This is a genomic window from Xanthobacter aminoxidans (genome assembly GCF_023571765.1).
Classification (GTDB): domain Bacteria; phylum Pseudomonadota; class Alphaproteobacteria; order Rhizobiales; family Xanthobacteraceae; genus Xanthobacter; species Xanthobacter aminoxidans.
In genome coordinates, this window is sequence record NZ_JAMJXC010000012.1 from 14,380 (window position 1) to 34,194 (window position 19,815).

Annotated in this window: 17 protein-coding genes; 8 read left to right on the top strand and 9 right to left on the bottom strand. The window is 67.9% G+C overall.

Annotated features, from left to right (window positions below; translation table 11 throughout):
- Positions 1-183 precede the first annotated feature (183 nt).
- From EJ105_RS17570 to EJ105_RS17590, 5 genes are all read left to right on the top strand, one after another.
- The gene (locus tag EJ105_RS17570) at positions 184-732 is read left to right on the top strand and encodes a TRAP transporter small permease (protein ID WP_024280966.1); all 549 of its coding nucleotides are present in this window, start codon (positions 184-186) and stop codon (positions 730-732) included.
- A gap of 3 nt (positions 733-735) precedes the next feature.
- Positions 736-2,052 (top strand): TRAP transporter large permease, encoded by a 1,317-nt coding sequence (locus EJ105_RS17575; RefSeq protein WP_029555856.1) that lies wholly within the window; start codon positions 736-738, stop codon positions 2,050-2,052.
- Positions 2,053-2,199: 147 nt separating this feature from the next.
- A complete protein-coding gene (locus EJ105_RS17580) occupies positions 2,200-3,186 on the top strand; it encodes a TRAP transporter substrate-binding protein (protein ID WP_250167359.1) in 987 nt (328 codons plus the stop codon).
- A gap of 62 nt (positions 3,187-3,248) precedes the next feature.
- Positions 3,249-3,842 (top strand): winged helix DNA-binding protein, encoded by a 594-nt coding sequence (locus EJ105_RS17585; RefSeq protein ID WP_394042480.1) that lies wholly within the window; start codon positions 3,249-3,251, stop codon positions 3,840-3,842.
- Positions 3,843-3,943: 101 nt separating this feature from the next.
- The gene (locus tag EJ105_RS17590; RefSeq protein WP_250167360.1) at positions 3,944-5,053 is read left to right on the top strand and encodes an alpha/beta hydrolase family protein; all 1,110 of its coding nucleotides are present in this window, start codon (positions 3,944-3,946) and stop codon (positions 5,051-5,053) included.
- Between the two features lie 22 nt (positions 5,054-5,075).
- Here the strand turns inward: EJ105_RS17590 and EJ105_RS17595 are convergent, their stop codons facing one another.
- The 4 genes from EJ105_RS17595 to EJ105_RS17610 all read right to left on the bottom strand — a co-directional run bounded on the left by EJ105_RS17595 (position 5,076) and on the right by EJ105_RS17610 (position 9,147).
- Positions 5,076-6,698 carry an ABC-F family ATP-binding cassette domain-containing protein gene (locus EJ105_RS17595; RefSeq protein ID WP_250167361.1) on the bottom strand — a complete coding sequence of 541 codons (1,623 nt, stop codon included), beginning with the start codon at positions 6,696-6,698 and terminating at the stop codon, positions 5,076-5,078.
- 86 nt (positions 6,699-6,784) lie between these two features.
- Positions 6,785-7,924 (bottom strand): NAD(P)/FAD-dependent oxidoreductase, encoded by a 1,140-nt coding sequence (locus EJ105_RS17600; RefSeq protein WP_250167362.1) that lies wholly within the window; start codon positions 7,922-7,924, stop codon positions 6,785-6,787.
- Between the two features lie 5 nt (positions 7,925-7,929).
- Positions 7,930-8,553 (bottom strand): YeeE/YedE thiosulfate transporter family protein, encoded by a 624-nt coding sequence (locus EJ105_RS17605; protein WP_250167363.1) that lies wholly within the window; start codon positions 8,551-8,553, stop codon positions 7,930-7,932.
- 27 nt (positions 8,554-8,580) lie between these two features.
- A complete protein-coding gene (locus EJ105_RS17610; RefSeq protein WP_250167364.1) occupies positions 8,581-9,147 on the bottom strand; it encodes a YeeE/YedE thiosulfate transporter family protein in 567 nt (188 codons plus the stop codon).
- Between the two features lie 165 nt (positions 9,148-9,312).
- Between EJ105_RS17610 and EJ105_RS17615 the strand changes: the two genes are divergently transcribed.
- Positions 9,313-10,611 (top strand): NAD(P)/FAD-dependent oxidoreductase, encoded by a 1,299-nt coding sequence (locus EJ105_RS17615; protein WP_250167365.1) that lies wholly within the window; start codon positions 9,313-9,315, stop codon positions 10,609-10,611.
- Positions 10,612-10,720: 109 nt separating this feature from the next.
- Here EJ105_RS17615 and cysN read toward each other — a convergent pair whose 3' ends face one another.
- The 5 genes from cysN to EJ105_RS17640 all read right to left on the bottom strand — a co-directional run bounded on the left by cysN (position 10,721) and on the right by EJ105_RS17640 (position 17,611).
- Positions 10,721-12,631, bottom strand: a complete 1,911-nt coding sequence (cysN, locus tag EJ105_RS17620) for a sulfate adenylyltransferase subunit CysN (RefSeq protein WP_250167366.1) — start codon at positions 12,629-12,631, stop codon at positions 10,721-10,723.
- Positions 12,631-13,530, bottom strand: a complete 900-nt coding sequence (gene cysD, locus EJ105_RS17625) for a sulfate adenylyltransferase subunit CysD (RefSeq protein ID WP_250167367.1) — start codon at positions 13,528-13,530, stop codon at positions 12,631-12,633. The genes cysN and cysD overlap by 1 nt, the downstream gene beginning before the upstream one ends.
- 534 nt (positions 13,531-14,064) lie before the next feature.
- Complete coding sequence (locus EJ105_RS17630; protein ID WP_250167368.1) at positions 14,065-14,679, bottom strand: TetR/AcrR family transcriptional regulator; 615 nt, start codon at positions 14,677-14,679, stop codon at positions 14,065-14,067.
- A gap of 246 nt (positions 14,680-14,925) precedes the next feature.
- Complete coding sequence (ppk2, locus tag EJ105_RS17635; RefSeq protein ID WP_250167369.1) at positions 14,926-16,035, bottom strand: polyphosphate kinase 2; 1,110 nt, start codon at positions 16,033-16,035, stop codon at positions 14,926-14,928.
- A 379-nt stretch (positions 16,036-16,414) separates the two neighbouring features.
- On the bottom strand, positions 16,415-17,611 hold the full coding sequence (locus EJ105_RS17640) for a serine hydrolase domain-containing protein (protein WP_250167370.1): 1,197 nt from the start codon (positions 17,609-17,611) through the stop codon (positions 16,415-16,417).
- 260 nt (positions 17,612-17,871) lie between these two features.
- Here EJ105_RS17640 and EJ105_RS17645 point away from each other — a divergent pair, with 260 nt between their 5' ends.
- Together EJ105_RS17645 and EJ105_RS17650 are read left to right on the top strand one after the other, a co-directional pair.
- A complete protein-coding gene (locus EJ105_RS17645) occupies positions 17,872-18,786 on the top strand; it encodes an SMP-30/gluconolactonase/LRE family protein (protein ID WP_250167371.1) in 915 nt (304 codons plus the stop codon).
- A 258-nt stretch (positions 18,787-19,044) separates the two neighbouring features.
- Positions 19,045-19,791 (top strand): outer membrane protein, encoded by a 747-nt coding sequence (locus EJ105_RS17650; RefSeq protein WP_250167372.1) that lies wholly within the window; start codon positions 19,045-19,047, stop codon positions 19,789-19,791.
- The last annotated feature ends 24 nt before the right edge of the window (positions 19,792-19,815 follow it).

A 19,815-nucleotide genomic window follows, 5' to 3' on the forward strand; every position in this document is an offset into this window, starting at 1 on the left:
AAGGCGGGAGAACATCCCTTCAAGAGCGCCTGAATGCCGGTTCTTCTTGGCGGGCAGAACAATGGCGCCGGTCTCCAGAGGGGTTCCGATGACCAGCGAAGAATTCCGTCACCGAACGGGGGCCGCGCGGATCTGCGCCCCGGCCCCGGCGTACACCCCGGCGCACAACCCGGGGGCGCCCCGATGATCCGGAAGCTGCTCGATGGCCTTTATTTCGCGTCCGGCGTGGTGGCCGCCGGGTTTCTCATCATCATCTTCCTGTTGATGATGGGCCTGTCGGTGGGCCGGCAGTTCGGCATCAACATTCCCTCGGGGGACGACTTCGCCGCCTGGTCCATGGCCGCCATGGCCTTCCTCGGCCTCGCCCACACGTTCCGCTATGGCGAGATGATCCGTGTCGGCCTGCTGCTGGAGCAGCTCACCGGGCGGCGGCGGCAGGCGCTGGAATTGTTCGCGCTCGTCGTCGCCATCGCCTTCCTCGCCTATTTCACCTGGAACGCCGGGCGCCTCACCTATGATTCCTGGCGCTTCGACGACATGTCCCAGGGCGTCGTCGCGGTGCCGCTGTGGATCCCCCAGACAGGGTACGCCGCCGGCCTCGCCATTCTGCTGATCGCCATGGTGGACGAGTTCGTCAACGTCGCCCGCGGCAATCGCCCCCGCTACGAGAAGGAACCCGTCTCCTCGCCCGAGGAACTGGTGGAGCGCATCGCATCGGGAGGCGGCGTCTGAGCCATGCCGCACCTCGATCTCATCCAGCTTTCGCTGGTCCTCCTCGTCTTCCTCATCGCCATCCTCGCCTCCGGCGTGTGGATCGCCCTCGGCCTCGGCCTCGTCGGCCTGCTGGCCATGGTGCTCACCACGCCGGTGCCCATCGGCCAGGTGCTCGCCACCACGGTGTGGAGCGCCAGCGCCTCGTGGACCCTCGCCGCCTTGCCCCTCTTCATCTGGATGGGCGAGATCCTGTTCCGCACCCGATTGTCGGAAGAGATGTTCCGGGGCCTTGCCCCGTGGCTGCAATGGCTGCCGGGCCGGCTGCTGCATGTGAACGTGATCGGCTGCGGCATCTTCGCGGCGGTATCGGGATCCTCGGCCGCCACCTGCGCCACCATCGGCAAGATCGCCTTGCCGGAGCTGGACAAGCGCGGCTACGACAAGGGCATGAGCCTGGGCTCGCTGGCGGGCTCCGGCACGCTCGGTCTGCTCATCCCGCCGTCCATTCCTATGGTGGTCTATGCGGTGACGGCCAACGTCTCCGTGCTGCAGGTGTTCCTGGCGGGCTTCCTGCCGGGCCTGCTCGTGATGGGGCTCTACTCGGGCTACATCATGCTGTGGTCGCTGCTCAATCCCAGCCGAACGCCGCCGCGCGACCCGCACATGCCGTTCGTCGAGAAGCTCCGGCAGTCGGCGCGGCTCGTGCCCTGCCTGCTGCTCATCGCGGCGGTGTTCCTGTCGCTGGTGCTGGGCATCGCCACCGCCACCGAATGCGCCGCCTGGGGTGTCACCGGCGCGCTGGCTCTGGCGTGGTGGAGCGGCACGCTCACCTGGAAGACGCTGGTCGAAAGCGTCATGAGCGCCACGCGGCTCAGCTGCATGATCATGCTCATCATCGCCGGGGCCGCCTTCACCACCGCGGCCATGGCCTATACGGGCATTCCCGTGGCCCTGGCGGAGTGGGTGCAGGGGCTCAATCTCACCCCCGGCAAGCTCGCCCTGGCGCTGACCGTGATGTACATCATCCTCGGCTGCCTCGTGGACGGCATCTCCATGATCGTGCTCACCGCGGTCATCGTGCTGCCCATGGTGAAGCAGGCGGGCTTCGACCTCGTGTGGTTCGGCGTCTACCTCGTCATCCATGTGGAGATGGCGCAGATCACCCCGCCGGTGGGCTTCAACCTGTTCGTGCTGCAGAACATGAGCGGGCGCGATACCTTCTCGGTGGCGAAAGCGGCATTTCCCTTCTTCATTCTCCTCAACATCGCGGTCATCATCATCACCACGTTTCCGGAGATCGCCCTGGTGCTGCCGCGCTGGGTGTTTCCGGGCGGCTGATGCCGCAGTTCAGGCGTTTCCGCGCGGGCCTTCGGCACAGTCCGCGCGGCACATGAGCGTAACGCATCGGCGAAGGTCGCAGACCCGCGCCGCTGCGATGAGGGCAACACGTTCGAGACCTTCCCAGGAACCAGAGAGAGACCAGACATGGCGCCTTTCCGCACCCTTGCTCCCGCGCTCCTCGCCGCCGGCCTCGCCGCTCTGGCGAGCACCGCGCCCGCCGCCGCGCAGACCAAGTGGAACCTTGCCTCGGCCTATCCGGCCGACAATTTCCACACCGAGAACCTCGCCCAGTTCGCCAAGGACGTGGAGGCGGCCAGCGGCGGCAAGCTCGCCGTGACGCTCCAGCCCAACGCGGTGCTGTTCAAGGCGCCCGAGATCAAGCGCGCCGTCGCCACCGGGCAGGTGCAGGCGGGCGAGGTGCTCCTCTCCATCCACGAGAATGAGGACCCGATCTTCGGCATCGACGTGGTGCCCTTCCTCGCCACCTCGTACGGCGCGTCGAAGAAGCTGTGGGACGCCTCCCGCCCCGCGGTGGAGAAGAAGCTCGCGGCGCAGGGCATCAAGGTGCTCTACGCGGTTCCGTGGCCGCCCCAGGGCCTGTTCTCCAAGAACGCCGTCGCCAAGGTGGACGACCTGAAGGGCGCCAAGTGGCGGGCCTACAATGCCGGCACCTCGCGCATCGGCGAGGCGGTGGGCGCCCAGTCCGTCACCGTGCAGCAGGCGGAACTGGCGCAGGCGCTCGCCACCGGCGTCGTCAACGCCCTCATCACCTCGTCCGCCACCGGCAACGACGTGAAGATCTGGGAGAGCATCCCCTATTTCTACGACATCCAGGCCTGGCTGCCGAAGAACGTCGTCTTCGTGAACCAGGCGGCGTTCGACGCCCTCGACAAGCCCACCCAGGAGGCGGTGCTGAAGGCCGCCGCCGCTGCCGAGGCCCGCGGCTGGAAGCTCTCCGAGGAGAAGACCAAGGCCTATATGGACATCCTCGCCGCCAAGGGCATGAAGGTCGCTCCGCCCGCGCCCGAGCTGAAGGCCGGCTTCGAGAAGATCGGCGGAACCCTCACCGAGGCGTGGCTCGCCAAGGCCGGCCCGGCGGGCCAGGAGATCATCGCCACGTACAAGAAGTGAAGGCGCGGACCGGGGACGGGCCCTCCCGCCCCCGGTCCTCCAATCAGGACCGTCTCGTCAGGATCGATCCCGTGACCAAGGACACCCCCAAAAAGGCCGGCGAGAGCAAGGCCGGAGAGAGCAGGGCCGCCGAGGGTGCCGCCCGTCGCAAGGCCGGCCCTTCCATCGTCTCCTCCGCCCATCTCGCGGACGGGGCGCTGCCGGCGCTGTCGGAGTTCGAGTTCGGGCTCAACATGCTCACCCACGCCTACGGCCGCTGGATGGTGCGCTGCATGGCGGCGGCCGGCGTGCCGGACCTCTCGGCCCTCGACGTGCTGATCCTGCACCACGTGGTCCATCGCGACCGGCCCAAGACCATCGCCGACCTCTGCCTCGTGCTCGACGTGGAGGATACCCACCTCGTCACCTATGCGGCGAAGAAGCTGCAGGGCCTCGGCCTCGTGGAAGGTGGCCGCCGCGGCAAGGAGAAGACGCTGGCCGCGAGCGACACCGGCCGCGCCGTCTGCGCGCGCTATCGCGAGGTACGCGAGGCGCTGCTCGCTGATGCGGTGGCCGCGACCGGCATCGATCCGGCCCGGCTCTCCGAGATCGCCGCGCTGATGCGCACCCTCTCCGGCCACTACGATCAGGCCGCCCGCGCGGCCGCGTCGCTCTGAAGCCGGCTTAGAATCTCCTCCACCAGCCATGGTGCGCCGGGGGCGTTCGGCTATGATGGGCCGTCGCCCCCACCCGGACCGCAAAGGACGGACCGCGCCTCATGTGGCTTGACGATCTGCGTCCCTTCCGTCCCGCAGCGGCCGACCCGCTCCCCTGCGCGACCGAGGAGGCCTATCGCGCATTCGGGCTGGCGAGCGGCACGGTGGGCGATACGGTGCCGGCCAGCCTCCCGTTCGGCCGGCTGCGGCTGTTCTCGCGGCAGCATGCCCGCGATGGCGTGGCACCCGCCCGGAACGTTCTGGTGGTGGCGCCCATCGCCGGCGGCTTCCCGTTCCTGATGCGCGACCTCGTTGCCGCGCTGTTGCCCGCGGCCGGACGGGTCGGCATCACCGAATGGCCCAATGCGCGCTATCTGCCGCTCGGTGCCGGCCGCTTCGGCTTCGCCGAGAACTGCCTGGAGACGGCGCAGATGGCCCGCGCGCTGGCGGTGACGGGGCCGGTGCATATCGTCGGCGTCTGCCAGGGCGCGCTGCCCGCCTTCGCCGCCGCCTGCCTGCTGGCGGAGCAAGGCGCGCCGGCGGCGAGCCTCAGCCTTGTGGGCGGACCCATGGACCCCGCGCGCAATCCCACCCGCCTGTGGAAGATGCTGCAGGAGCGCTCGCTGGAGGCGCTGGAGGCGCAGGTGATGGAGGAGGTGCCGCAGGGCCTGCCCGGCGCCGGGCGCCGCGTGTTCCCGGCGTGGCGGCAGATCGACACCTTCGCCCTCTACCTCTGGCGGCAGTCCATCACCGGCGGGGAACTGCCCATGCGCCTGCTGTTCGACGATGGCGACGACCCGCTGTGCTTTCCGCTCTCCCGGCTGTGCTGGACCATGATGGACGTGCCGGCGGAATTCTTCATGGAGAACGTTTCGACCATCTTCCGCGACAATGCGCTCGCCCATGGCACGCTTGAGATCGCCGGACACAGGGTGCGGGCCGAGGCGCTGCGCGGGGCGCTGCTGACCGTCGAGGGCACGGACGACGACATCTCCGCCCCCGGCCAGACCGAGGCCGCGCACGATCTGTGCCGCGCCGTGCCGGACGCCCTGCACCGCCACGTCAGCGTCGCGGGCGCCGGCCATTTCGGCCTGTTCTATGGCCGCAGGATGCGCGCCACCGTGGTGCCGGCGCTGATCGAGGTGATGGAGGCGGGCGAACGGGCGCTGTGAGCGCCCCGCTGCCCGCAGTTCCTCAGTTCCGCAGGCCCGGGGCTTCCTGGCCGGTGCGGGCGACATATTCCGTATAGCCGCCATTGTACTGGTGGATGCCGTCCTGCGTCAGCTCCAGCACCCGGTTGGAGAGGGCGGCGAGGAAGTGCCGGTCATGGGAGACGAACAGCATCGTCCCCTCGTAATCGGCCAGCGCGGCCACCAGCATCTCCTTGGTGGCCATGTCGAGATGGTTGGTGGGCTCGTCCAGCACCAGGAAATTGGGCGGATCGAACAGCATCTTGGCCATCACGAGCCGCGCCTTCTCGCCGCCGGAGAGCACGCGGCAGCGCTTTTCCGCATCGTCGCCGGAGAAGCCGAAGCAGCCGGCGAGGGTGCGCAGCGCGCCCTGTCCGGCCTGCGGGAAGGCGTCCTCCAGCGTCTCGAACACGGTGCGCTCGCCTTCCAGCAGGTCCATGGCGTGCTGGGCGAAATAGCCCATCTTCACGCTGGCGCCGACGTTGACCGTGCCGTCGTCCGGCGTGGTGGAGCCGGCGATGAGCTTGAGCAACGTGGACTTGCCGGCGCCGTTGACGCCCATCACGCACCAGCGCTCGCGGCGGCGGATGTGGAAGTCCAGCCCCTCGTAGATGACCTTGCTGCCGTAGCTTTTGTGGACGCCCTTGAGGCTCGCCACGTCCTCGCCGGAGCGGGGCGCGGGGGCGAACTCGAAGGCCACCGCCTCGCGGCGGCGGGGTGGCTCCACCCGGTCGATCTTCTCCAGCTTCTTCACCCGGCTCTGCACCTGCGCGGCGTGGGAGGCGCGGGCCTTGAAGCGCTCGATGAAGGCGATCTCCTTGGCCAGCATGGCCTGCTGGCGCTCGTATTGCGCCTGCTGCTGCTTCTCGTTCATCGCCCTTTGGCCGGCGTAGAACTCGTAGTCGCCGGAATAGGTGTTGAGGCTGCCGGCGTCGATCTCGACGATCTTGTTCACGATGCGGTTCATGAAGGCGCGGTCGTGCGATGTCATCATCAGCGCGCCGTCGAAGCCCTTCAGGAAGCTTTCCAGCCAGATCAGGCTCTCGATGTCGAGATGGTTGGAGGGCTCGTCTAGCAGCATCACGTCCGGGCGCATGAGGAGGATGCGGGCGAGGGCCACGCGCATCTTCCAGCCGCCGGAGAGCTTGCCCACGTCGCCGTCCATCATCTCCTGGGAGAAACCGAGGCCGGCGAGAACCTCCGCCGCGCGGCCCTCCAGCGCATAGCCGCCCAGCTCCTCGAAACGGCCCTGCACCTCGCCGTAGCGCTCGACGAGGGCATCCATCTCGTCCATGCGGTCGGGATCGCCCAGCGCCGCCTCGATCTCCTTCAGCTCGGCGGCGACGGTGCTGACCGGGCCGGCGCCGTCCATCACCTCGGCGAGGGCCGAGCGGCCGGACATCTCGCCCACGTCCTGGCTGAAATAGCCGATGGTGATGCCGCGATCAGCCGAGACCTGGCCCTCGTCCGGCGTCTCCTGCCCGGTCATCATGCGGAACAAGGTGGTCTTGCCGGCGCCGTTGGGGCCGACGAGGCCCACCTTCTCGCCCTTCAGCAGCGCCGCCGACGCCTCGATAAAGACGAGCTGCCGGCCGTTCTGCTTGCTGATGTTGTCGAGGCGGATCATGGGAAAAGGGCACCCGGGGCTCTGGGGATCGTTCGTCCCGGGGGCTTAATGCATCTTTGTGCGGTGCGAAAGGGGCGGCACCCGCCTCAGGCGGCGCGATAGGCGCTGAGGTAGTGGGCCTCGAACATCCGTTTCACATGGTGCAGCGGGCCGAGCCGGGGCAAGGCGAAGTTGCGCCGCGTGTCGCGGAACACCAGCATCCCCGCATCCAGCGTGTCGACGATGCAGACGAGTTCCGGCCGGAAGGTCTCCCGCTCCGGCCGGCCGGCGAGGGCGGCGGCGATGTTGCGGGCGGCGGCGCGGGCCTGCAGGTCGGCCTGGTGGGCCTGCTTGGGCATCCAGTCCGGGCCGGGGAAGGAGCCCGCGTCGCCCGCCACGTAGACATCGTCGAGACCCTGCACCGCGCAGGTGGCATCGGCCGCGACGAAGCCGCCGGGCGAGAGCGGCAGGCAGCTCTCCGACAGCCATGCCGGTCCGGTGAGGCCGGGCATGAAGAGGATCAGGTCGGCGGGAATCTCGCCGCCCTCCGTCACCACCCTGTCGGGCGCAAAGCGCAGCGGCTTGTGGCCGAGGTAGGTCTTGATGCCGCGCCGCTCCATCTCCTTCAGGAGCCCGCCGACGGCCTTCGGGCCAAGGCGCTGGCCGGGCTGGGTGGAGGCGTTGAAGAAGACCAGATCCACGGCCTCCCGCCGGCCCTGCCGACGCAGCAGGGTGTCGAGGCCGAACAGGAACTCGAACATGGGCCCGCCGCGCACCGCCGAGGGTTCTTGCGGATTGGCGCCGAACCCCACGGCAATGGTGCCACGCGCGAGGGCCGCGAGGCGCAGGCGCAGGGCTTCCGCCACGGCGATGCCTTCGCAGGGGATGAAGGCGTTCTCGATGCCCGGCAGCTTGCGGATATAGCGCCCGCCGGTGGCGATGAGCAGCACGTCGTTCTCAATGACGCCGCCGCTGGTGTGGACGCGTCGCCCGCCGTCCGTCACCTGCTCCACCGTCGCGGCGATGTGGCGGACGCCGTGGCGGGCGAAGAAGCCTGTGAGCGGGATCGTCAGGTCCTCCGCCCGCCGCAGCCCTGCCGGCACCCAGATGAGGCTCGGCAGATAGGTGAGCACGGGGTTGGGCGACACCACCGTGATGTCCGCCCCGACGGGCCGCCGTCGCAGCTCGCGCACGGCGGTCAGCGCCGCGAAGCCGGAGCCCAGAATGACGATGCGTGGCGCGGACATGGGGATCACTCCGCCGGTTCGAGGTGGGAGCGCGTGGTCTTCGCCGGCGCGGCGGGGCCGAAGTCGCCGTCCACGTCGGCACCGAGATCGGCGCGCCACGGCCGCCACATCTCCAGCCCCACGAGGATCAGCACCAGCACCGCGGCGAGGCCGACGGCCATCACCGGATAGGAGAGGCCGGTGAGGTCCATGAAGGTGATCTTGCCCGGCCCGGAGGCGGCGAGGACCGGCTTCAGCACCGGCTCGGCATAGCCGAAGGCGGTGGCGCCGGCGATGCCGCCGAGGAGGGTGAACAGGGCGTCGCGATAGCCCACCCCCACCTGCGCAAGCACCGTGCCCGGGCAGGCGCCGGCCAGCGCGATGCCGGCACCGAGCATGAGCCCGCCCACCACGTCGGCGGCATAGAATGTGGCCTTGGGCGCGAGCTTCACGAGGCCGAAGCCGTGCAGCGCCGCGATCACCAGCGCGCCGGTGGCGACGGCGGTGAGGAAGACCTTGAGCATGATGAAATTGCGGAACTGCATCTGTCCCACGATCATGCCCGGCTCGAACACGCGGGACTTTTCGAGGGCGACGCCGAACACCGTGCCCATGAGCAGGCCGATGACGATGGATTGGACGAGAGACATGGCGTTTCTCCTTGCCGGTGTTCGGCGTCAGATGCGGCGCAGCAGGAGGAGGGCGGTGGCGATGCCGCCGGCGAACATGGCGGCGACGGCGACGGTGGAGGACACGGCAAGCTGGGCCATGCCGGACAGGCCATGGCCGGAGGTGCAGCCATCGGCGACACGGGCGCCGAACAGCATCACGAAGCCGGCGCCGAACGCCACCGCATAGCGCACGCCGGGGCTCGACGTGCCGAGCGCCCGCGACCAGATGGGCGAGATCGGCTGGCGGCGGGCTCCGGAGATGCGCATGGAGAGGAACGCGCCGATGGCGACGCCGATCACCAGCGCCACCTGCCACCAGTTCTTGCCGGTGGCGGCGATGTGCTTGGCCACATAGTCGATGTTGGTCACGGCCGGGTCGATCCACGACGCGGCGATGCCGCCGACGGTGACATAGGACGAGGAGGCGCCGAGCGCCGTCTCGATGAGCAGGAAGGCCGGCACCTGCAGAAGGCCGATGAGAATGCCGGCCACGTAGGGCGACCACGCCTTGGCCTTCAGCGAACAGGCGAAGCCTGAACCGGACCCGCCCCGGGCCTGTGCGATCTCGCTCATGGGGTTCCTCCTTGACGGCGTCGTGACGACGTCCAAATCCCTTGACATTCAAAAAAATGAAATTCTAATTCTTGAATGTCAAGAGGCGCGACGTGGGGTCAACAGGTCCCGAGCGTGCCCGGCATCCGCCGGCAGGACCAGCGGGCGCACCAATTGGAGGAAACCATGTCGCGGATCGTCATCCTCGGCGCCGGGCTCGGCGGCGTCATCATGGCCTACGAGATGAAGGAGAAGGTGGGGGCGAAGCACGAGGTTGTGGTGGTCAACAAGGGCTCCACCTACAGCTTCGTGCCCTCCAATCCGTGGGTCGCGGTGGGCTGGCGCAAGCCGGAGGAGATCACGGTGGACCTCACCAAGGTCTTCCAGTCCCGCGGCATCCGCCTCATGCCCATGGGCGCGAAACGGCTCGATCCGAAGACCAATTCCATCGAGCTGAACGACGGCGCGACGCTCGACTACGATTATCTCGTCATCGCCACCGGCCCCGACCTCGCCTTCGACGAGGTGGAGGGGCTCGGCCCCGCCGGCCATACCCATTCCGTCTGCCTCACCGACCATGCCGCCCACGCGCGCACCGCCTTCGATGCGCTGGTGCGGTCACCGGGGCCGATCGTGGTCGGGGCGGCGGCCGGCGCCTCCTGCTTCGGGCCGGCCTATGAATTCGCCTTCATCCTCGATGCCGCCTTGCGCAAGGCCAAGGTCCGCGACCGCGTGCCCATGACCTTCGTGACGCCCGAGCCCTATATCGGCCATCTCGGCCTCGACGGCGTGGGTGACACCAAGGGCCTTCTGGAGGGCGCGCTGCGCGAGAAGCACATCAAGTGGATCACCAATGCCCGCGTCGCCCGCGTGGAGGCCGGCCGCATGAGCGTGGAGGAGGTGAACGAGGATGCGAGCGTGAAGGCGACCCACGATCTGCCCTTCGCCTTCTCCATGATCCTGCCCGCCTTCCGTGGCGTGCCGGCGGTGTCCGGCCATGAGGGGCTCTCCAATCCCCGCGGCTTCATCATCGTGGACCGGCACCAGCAGAACCCGGCCTATCCGAACATCTTCGCCATCGGCGTGTGCGTCGCCATCCCGCCCATGGGCAAGACGCCGCTGCCGGTGGGCGTGCCCAAGACCGGCTTCATGATCGAATCCATGGTCACGGCCACCGCCGCCAACATCGCCGCGCTGCTAGCGGGAGAAAAGCCGCGGGCGGTGGCGACGTGGAACGCGGTGTGCCTTGCCGATTTCGGCGACGGCGGAATCGCCTTCATCGCCCAGCCGCAGATCCCGCCGCGCAACGTCAACTGGTCGTCGCAGGGCGCGTGGGTCCATACCGCCAAGGTCGGATTCGAGCGCTACTTCCTGCACAAGGTGCGGCAGGGCGTGAGCGAGACCTTCTACGAGAACGCCGCCCTGAGCCTGCTCGGCATCAAGAAGCTCAAGGAAGTGCGGATGGAGGAGGCGGGGCCGGTCTGAGCAAAGGCCCATGAGTAACCTCATGGGCCTTTGACCAAGCCCGCGCGGCGCTTGAGCGCCAACCCACCCGGCACCGGTCAAGGACCGGGGCCGAGGGAATGACCTTTGCTCACGGGATCAGCATCCGCACGATGGCCTCGGCGGCGGCTTCGGCATCCATGGCGGTGGTGTCCACGCGCAGCTCGGGAGCGGCGGGGGCTTCATACGGGCTGTCGATGCCGGTGAAGTTCTTGAGCTGGCCCGCGCGGGCCTTCTTGTAGAGGCCCTTCACGTCGCGCCGCTCGGCCTCGGCCAGCGGCGTGTCGATGAACACCTCGAAGAATTCGCCCGGCTGCATCATGCCGCGCACCATGTCGCGCTCGGCGCGGAACGGGCTGATGAAGGCGGTGATGACGATGAGGCCGGCATCGGTCATCAGCTTCGCCACCTCGCCCACGCGACGGATGTTCTCCACCCGGTCGGCGGCGGTGAAGCCGAGGTCCTTGTTGAGGCCATGGCGCACATTGTCGCCGTCGAGCAGGAAGGTGTGTCGGTTCATCCGGGCGAGCTTCTTCTCCACCAGATTGGCGATGGTGGACTTGCCCGCGCCGGACAGGCCCGTGAGCCAGACCACCGCCGGCTTCTGGTTCTTCAGCGCGGCATGGTGCTCGCGGGAGATGTCGGTGGCCTGCCAGTGGACGTTGTCCGATCGCCTGAGCGCGAAGTGGATCATGCCCGCGCCGACGGTGGCATTCGTCATCTTGTCGATGAGGATGAAGCCGCCCAGCTCGCGGTTCTCCGCATAGGGCTCGAACGGGATGCGCCGGTCGGTGGCGATGTTGCAGGAGCCGATGGCGTTCAGCTCCAGCGTCTTCGCCGCCAGATGGTCCATGTTGTTGACGTTCACCTGATACTTGGGCTCGGTGATGGTGGCGGACACCGTCTGGGTGCCGAGCTTCAGCCAGTAGGGGCGGCCCGGCAGCATGGGCTGCTCGTCCATCCACACGATGACCGCCTCGAACTGGTCGGCCGCCTGCACCGGGGCCTCCGCCGCCGCGATCACGTCGCCGCGCGAGCAGTCGATCTCGTCGGCGAGGCACAGGGTGACGGACTGGCCGGCCACGGCCTCGGCAAGATCGCCGTCCAGCGTCACGATGCGCGCCACCGTGCTGGTCTTGCCCGAGGGCAGGACGCGGATGGCATCGCCCGGCTTCACCGTGCCGGAGGAGATAAGGCCGGCAAAGCCGCGGAAGTCGAGGTTGGGCCGGTTGACCCACTGCACCGCCATGCGGAACGGCTTTTGCGCGTCATGGGCGGCGTCGATCTCCACGCTCTCCAGATGCGCCATCAGCGTCGGGCCGGAATGCCACGGCGTGTTGGGGGAGAGGGTGGTGATGTTGTCGCCCTTGAAGCCGGAGATGGGCAAAGCGACGAAATCCGTGATGCCGATGGAGGTAGCGAACGCGCGGTAGTCGGCGACGATCTGCTCGAACACCTCGCGGCTGTAGCCCACGAGGTCCATCTTGTTCACCGCCAGCACGATGTTGCTGATGCCGATGAGGTGGGCGAGGTAGGAGTGCCGCCGCGTCTGGGTCAGCACGCCCTTGCGCGCATCCACGAGGATCACCGCAAGGTCGGCGGTGGAGGCGCCCGTGACCATGTTGCGGGTGTATTGCTCGTGGCCGGGGGTATCGGCGACGATGAACTTGCGCTTCTCGGTGGCGAAGAAGCGGTAGGCCACATCGATGGTGATGCCCTGCTCGCGCTCGGCGGCGAGGCCGTCCACGAGGAGCGCGAAGTCCAGCTCCTGCCCCTGCGTGCCGACCTTCCTGGAATCGGCCTCCAGCGCGGCGAGCTGATCTTCGAAGATCATCTTGGAATCGTAGAGCAGCCGCCCGATGAGGGTGGACTTGCCGTCGTCCACGCTGCCGCAGGTGATGAAGCGCAGCATGGTCTTGTGCTGGTGGACATCGAGATAACGGTCGATGTCCTCGGCGATGAGGGCGTCGGTCTTGTAGACGGGATCGAGGGGCGCGCTCATCAGAAATACCCCTCCTGCTTCTTCTTCTCCATGCCGGCACCGCCGGCATCCTTGTCGATGGCGCGGCCCTGCCGTTCGGAGGTGGTGGTGAGCAGCATTTCCTGGATCACCTGCGGCAGGGTGTCGGCCGTGCTCTCCACCGCGCCGGTGAGCGGGTAGCAGCCGAGCGTGCGGAAGCGCACGGATCGCATCTGCGGCTCCTCGCCGGGGCGCAGCGGGAAGCGGTCGTCATCCACCATCAGGATCAGGCCGTCGCGCTCCACGGTGGGGCGCGGGGCGGCGAAATATAGCGGCACGATGCGGATGCCTTCGAGGTGGATGTATTGCCAGATATCAAGCTCGGTCCAGTTGGAGATGGGGAAGACGCGCATGCTCTCCCCCTTGTTCTTGCGGGCGTTGTAGAGGTGCCAGAGTTCCGGCCGCTGGTTCTTCGGGTCCCAGCGGTGGTTGGCGGAGCGGAAGGAGAAGACGCGTTCCTTGGCGCGGCTCTTCTCCTCGTCGCGGCGGGCGCCGCCGAAGGCCGCGTCGAAGCCCCACTTGTCCAGCGCCTGCTTCAGGCCTTCCGTCTTCCACATGTCGGTGTGGAGCGGGCCGTGGTCGAAGGGGTTGATGCCCTTTTCCAGCGCTTCCGGATTCTGGTGGACGAGGAGGTCCATGCCGGCGTCGCGCGCGGCCTCGTCGCGCAGCTCGTACATGGCGCGGAACTTCCAGGTGGTATCCACGTGGAGCAGCGGGAAGGGCGGCGGGGAGGGAAAGAAGGCCTTTTTGGCAAGATGCAGCATCACCGCCGAATCCTTGCCCACCGAATAGAGCATCACCGGGCGCTCGGCCTCGGCGACGACCTCGCGCATGATGTGGATGCTCTCCGCCTCGAGGCGCTGGAGATGGGTCAGGCTCATCTTGTCTTCGCTCTTCGGTCCCAACGCGACGCAACGGACGGCGCAGGGACACCGCCCTATTCCGCATCTATGAGATGTGGATATCTTATTTCTACTCCACATTCCGACAAAAGGCGAGCCGCCTGCGCGGGGGCAGGCGACGCGCGTCATTGCGCGCGGCACCGGCCCGGCGGGCTTTGACCGAGATCGCGATCTTGTATGGAAGCTTTGAAGGGGGGAGCTGCGGACGGCGCAAGGGGGCGGCAATGCCGCCCGCAGCTCTTGTCCCCACCAGCGGTGTTTGCGGCCACGCCGGCGGAGGGAGGCAGCTTTGCCGTTCGTGGAGGCCACCGCATCGGTACGAGGTCCGATTTCGGTCAGAGGCTCCGGCAACGGGCTGCAATCACCCCAGCAGTCTAGCTCAGATTGATCTGACAACAAACCGTCTGGACGGTTTTTATCCGAAATATTTTCGCCCCGGTATCTTGGTCCGTCGCAACGGTGTCCAGGGATGGAATCGCGGTGTCCGGGGAAGCCGGACGCCGCCTGCGCAGGTCAGGGGGTGGTCCGGCGGGAGCGCCGCGGCTTGTCGGCTTCCGCGGGGGCGGGGGGCTCGGCTGGCCAGTTTCGATCGTCGAGCAGGTATTCGAACATCCGGTCGCGCTCGACGTCCCCCAGCGGGCAGGTGCCCAGCATGGCCGAGAGGGCGAGCCCGCGGGCGGAGAACAGGCGGGCCAACGAGCGTCCGGAATCCCTCGCCTGGCTGACGATGAGCGCGATGGTCTGCTCGTCGCGCTCGCGCACCGGGCTCATGAAGGCCGGCTCCTGCGACGCCACGCCGAGGATGGCGAACGCGATGGAGTTCGAGCCCTTCACGATCTCCCGGAACACGGCGATCTGCGCAGCGAGCGCCGGCTCGGCGTAGGCCGCGCCGTGCTCCGCCACGAAGGCTTCGGCGAACTGCGTGTAGTAGTCCGCCTGATACTCCAGCAGGGCCGCAAGCACGGCACGCTTGTTGGGGAACTGGTGCAGCAGCCCACCCTTGCTGACGCCGCTCTCCTTGGCGATGGCATCGAGGGTGAGGCGGCCGGCGCCGTCGCGGGCGATGATGGCGAGGGCCGCCTCGATGACGGCGGCCTTCGTGCGTTCGGAACGCGTGGTGTTATCCATGCCTCGGGCGGCCCCGGCGCCGCGCGAAAAAGGCAGCGCCCGCACAGGACATACCGTCGATGCCGTCGGCGAGACAAGTCATTCCGACACCACCGGCGGCATGCCGTGGCGCGCCCCGCGTTCCGCGGCGCGGGGTGCCGTTGCGTCGTGTGCCCGAAGCCATTCCGGTTCGCCGGAAAGGCCTCAGGTTTTCAACGCGACCCATGTCCTTCACGCGACCCGAAATCCACTTCGCGTGAAAATGGTCTAGCGCCCGCCCATCACATACTCGCCGCGCTCGTGCACGGTGTTGGCGCGGCCCACCAGCAGCGTCTCCAGCGGGCCGATGCGCTTCTGGTCCTTGTCCTTGTAGGGCAGGGAATGCAGCACGTAGCGCATGGCATTGATGCGGGCGCGCTTCTTGTCATCGGACTTGATGACCGTCCAGGGCGAATCCGCCGTGTCGGTGTGGAAGAACATGGCTTCCTTGGCGCGGGTGTAGTCGTCCCACTTGTCGAGGGAGGCGAGATCCACGGGCGAGAGCTTCCACTGCTTGAGCGGATGCACCTTGCGCTCCTTGAAGCGGCGGCGCTGCTCCTCCCGGCTCACCGAGAACCAGAACTTGATGAGGTGGATGCCGCTGCGCACGAGGTTGCGCTCGAACTCCGGCGCCTGCCGCAGGAACTCGCGGTATTCGTCATCCGTGCAGAAGCCCATCACCCGCTCGACGCCGGCCCTGTTGTACCAGCTGCGGTCGAACATCACGATCTCGCCGGTGGTGGGCAGGTGCTCCACATAGCGCTGGAAATACCACTGGCCACGCTCCACCTCGCTGGGCTTCTCCAGCGCCACCACCCGCGCGCCACGCGGATTGAGGTGCTCCATGAAGCGCTTGATGGCGCCGCCCTTGCCGGCCGCGTCGCGGCCCTCGAACAGGATGATGACCCGCTGGCGGGAATCCTTCACCCACGACTGGAGCTTGAGAAGCTCGGTCTGGAGGATGAACTTCTGCTGCTCGTAGTCCCGCCGCAGCATCTTGTACTTGAAGGGATAGCCGCCGGTGCGCCAGTCGTCGGACAGCTCGTCGCTGGTCACGCGCGGATGGCCCGTGGGCTTGGGCATGCCCAGCGACTTGCGCAGCCGCACGGCGTCGTCGGGCGAGGCTCCGGCGAGGATGGCGGCGATGCCGGCCTTCACGTCGTCCACGCCCGCCGCCGTGGTGGGCTGGGCCGCTTCAAGGGAGGCCGACAAGGCGGCGACGGCGGACAGTTCCGCCTCCTGCGCCGCCAGCTGGCGCTCCTCGGCCAGCGAGCGCTCCATCTCGGCGGGAATGGCATCGGTGCCGGCCGCGGGCGGGAGGTCGTCGTTGCTCGCCATGCTGTGCTCCTTCGGCGCCGAGGCGCGCGCCATCCGCGGCTGAAAAACCGCGTGAAAACATGGGCCTTAGCCGGCTGAAGAGCGTTGATCGAGATCAAGGGAGTGGGGAGGTAGGGGGCGGCGTCCTCGCGTCCGGGATGCATGTTGCGCCGGCGGAATGCGAGGCGGGAGGGAAGCCCGTGCGATCATATCCGCTGGTCATCGCCCGGCTCGTCCGGGCGATCCACCGCGCCGCTGGAGCAATGTCCGGAAGATCGACCCGGCCCCACCGTGGATCGCCCGGACTAGCCGGGCGATGACGGCTTTGCGGCAGCCTTGCGCTGGACCCCGGATCAGCGCTCCGGCTGCGTCGTCGCTTGTCCCGGGAACCGTGCGCCTCTCACTTCGGGGCGAACTGCCCGTAGAGGTGCTTCAGCACTTCGGTGGTGGCGGCCTCGGCCTTCTGGCCGGGATAGTTGGTGAGGGCCTCCACCGACATGTCGCTCGCCGGCTCCACCAGGATCTTGGCGAAGTTCATGCTGTTGGAGCCGTTGTGGGTGAGCACCGGCGTCTTGGTCCAGTCGAGCTTCACCACGCCCCAGCCGAAGGCGTAGTCGCCGGTGGAGGGGGTGCCGGGGGGCGGGTCCTTGAACGGCGGGGTGGTGACGCGGGGCTTGTGGATGACGGCCAGTGTCTCCGGCGAGACGATGTGCGGACCGCGCTTGCCTTGGCCCGCGTTCCAGTCGCCCCAGCGGGCGAAGTCCAGCACCGACATGTGGCCGATGCCGGCCGGGCCGACCACGGGCGGAATGTCCGCCGAGGGCCCCCAGGCCATGGGCGTGGCGTTGCCCTTGTCGTCGAGCATGTGGCCGATGGGCGCGTCATACTTGCCGAAGGTGGCCTGCGGGCCGAAGCCGGCGCTCTTCAGGCCGAGCGGCGCATAGATGCGCTCTTCCACCAGGCGCTCCCACGGCTTGCCGGAAACCTCTTCCAGCATGGCGCCGGCGAAGATGTAGCCGAGGTTGGAATACTGGAACGGCGAGCCGGTCTTGGGCACCTCCGGGGCGTGCGTCTTCCAGCGCTCCAGCGCGTCGAGGCGCAAGGCGGTGGTGGTTTTCTCGAAGCCCACCGGATTGAAATAGATGCCGACGATCTCCTCGTTGTCGGAGGGGATGCCGCTGGTGTGGGAGAGAAGCTGCTCCAGCGTCACCGCCGCGAGCTTCGGGGCCATGTCCTTCACCTTGCCGCCCAGCACCTCGCCGAGCGTGCTCGTCCACTTGACCTTGCCTTCCTCCACCAGCGTTCCGGCGACGGTGGCGGTGAAGGCCTTGGTATCGGAGCCGAGATGGAAGCGGTCCTCCACCGTCACCGGGATGTCGAGGCCGATGGCGCGCTTGCCCACGGCCCCCGCCGCGATGATCTCGCCCGAGCGGGTGACGACGGCGGCCAGAGCCGGCAGGCCGTATTTGGCGCGCACGCCTTCGAGATAGAGGTCGAGGCTTTCGGCCGCCCGCACCGGTGTCGACAAAGCGAGGGCTGCCGCAAGGCCCAGTGCGAAGGCGTGGAAGACGCCTCGTTCCGAACGCCTGAAATCCATGGACGATCCCCCTGTCGCCGCGCCGTTGATCCGGCCAAGCGTGGCCGTATGAACGCAGGCAAACCGGCCCGCTGGCAAGGGACATTCGGCGTACGTGCGGCGGCGCTGGCGTGCCCGGGCAACACGGATACGGCCGCTCATCCGGCTACACGTCGGCCCTCCGGACGTGTAGAACCGAAGGCAAAGCTCAAGCGCGCGACCGCCCGCAGAGGAGAATGGCTGCCGGTGTGCCCGCAGCCGGACGCGCGAGGAGGAAACGCATGTACGCCGCCCCGCCCGCCGTGGTCGCCCGCCCGTTCGTGGTGATGCCCGATGCCCTCAGGATCGAGGGCCGCCGCTCCGAGTGGAGCGAGGTCCAGTTCGGGGGCGTGCCGCTGACCACCTTCCTTGAAGGCCCCTCCTTCGATCGCGCGGGCAATCTGTGGGTCGTGGACATCCCGTGGGGGCGGCTCATCAAGGTGACGCCGCGGGGGAAGGTCAGCGTCGAGGCGGAGTATGACGGCGAGCCCAACGGCCTGAAGTTCCACAAGGACGGGCGCGGCTTCATCGCCGACCACCGGCACGGCATCATGGTGTTCGATCCCGCCACCGGCCGGGTGGAGCCCTATCTCGAACGGGCGATGCTCCAGCGCTTCAAGGGCGTGAACGACCTCATCTTCGCGAGCAACGGCGACCTCTATTTCACCGACCAGGGCCAGACCGGCTGGCATGACCCCTCCGGCTGCCTCTATCGCCTGACCGCCGACGGGCGGCTCGACCTGGTGCTGAAGGGCATCCCGAGCCCCAACGGCCTCGTGCTCAACAAGACCGAGACGGTTCTCTTCCTCGCGGTGACGCGGGCCAACGCCATCTGGCGCGTGCCGCTGATGCGCGACGGCACGGCGAGCAAGGTGGGCACCTTCATCCAGCTTTCGGGCGGCGGCGGGCCGGACGGCCTCGCCATCGACGAGGAGGACAACCTCGTCGTCTGCCACATGGGCCTCGGCTCGGTCTGGCTGTTCAGTGCCCTTGGCGAGCCGATGCTGCGCATCAAGTCGCCGGAGGGCCATCTCACCACCAATTGCGCCTTCGGCGGGCCGGACAACAGGACGCTCTTCATCACCGAATCGAAGACCGGCACCATCCTCACCGCCGATCTGCCGGTGCCGGGCCGGCGCATGTATTCGCACGCATGAGACGAAAGAAGGACAGGTTTCGCCCGCACCGCCGCGTGCCTTAGGTCATTCTTAACCATGATGGGGAAAAATCCCCCCATTCGGATCGGCGTTCAGTGCAGGGCGGGCCGCAAGGCATTCCAGGTCTTCGCGAAGATGTCGCGGGACGAAAGCTGGTTTCGCGCTGATGTCGCGCCGGATTCCGCAGCGCTTTCCCGTCGGGCTCCTTCGGCCCGCGCGCAGCGCTTGAGCCGTCTATTGTCGTTCGGAACCCGAGCCATGCATCGTCACATCCTTTCCCTCATCAGCGTCGCCGCGCTCGCGGCCCTTCCTGTCGCGGCCGGCGCGGCGGACCTCGCCATGAAGTATCCGGTGAAGGCCGTTCCGACGAAGGTCTTCTCCTGGACCGGCTTCTATATCGGCGGCAACGTGGGCTACGGCGGCGGCGAGCCCACGGCCACCGGCGTCACCTCCAATGGCGGCGTCTTCACCAGCTACGACCAGGCCTCGCTGACCTCCTCCGGCTTCTTCGCCGGCGGCCAGGTCGGCTACAATTACCAGTTCGCCAACAACGTCGTGCTGGGCGTCGAGACCGATCTGCAATGGTCCGGCATCAAGGGCGAGCTGGCGACGCTCGACAGCTCCGGGACCGTGGGCAATTTCACCGCGGGGCCGTCGCTCACCTATTTCGGCACGGTCCGGGCGCGCCTCGGCTATGCCATCGACCGCTTCCTGCCTTATGTGACGGGCGGCGCCGCCTATGGCCGCAGCGTCTTCGAGGCCACGGTCACCAATCCGGCGGGCATCGTCAACGCCTCCAGCGCCGCCACCACCTGGGGCTGGACGGTCGGCGCCGGTGGCGAGTTCGCGGTGACCAACAACTGGACGGTGAAGGCCGAATATCTCTACGTCGATCTCGGCAACTACAATTATGCCGTCCTCGACACGGTCAACGGCACCATCGGCGCCGGCTCGGTGGACAGCAAGATCCAGACCTTCAAGGCCGGCGTGAACTACAAGTTCTGACCGGGCGGGACATCTTTCCGGATC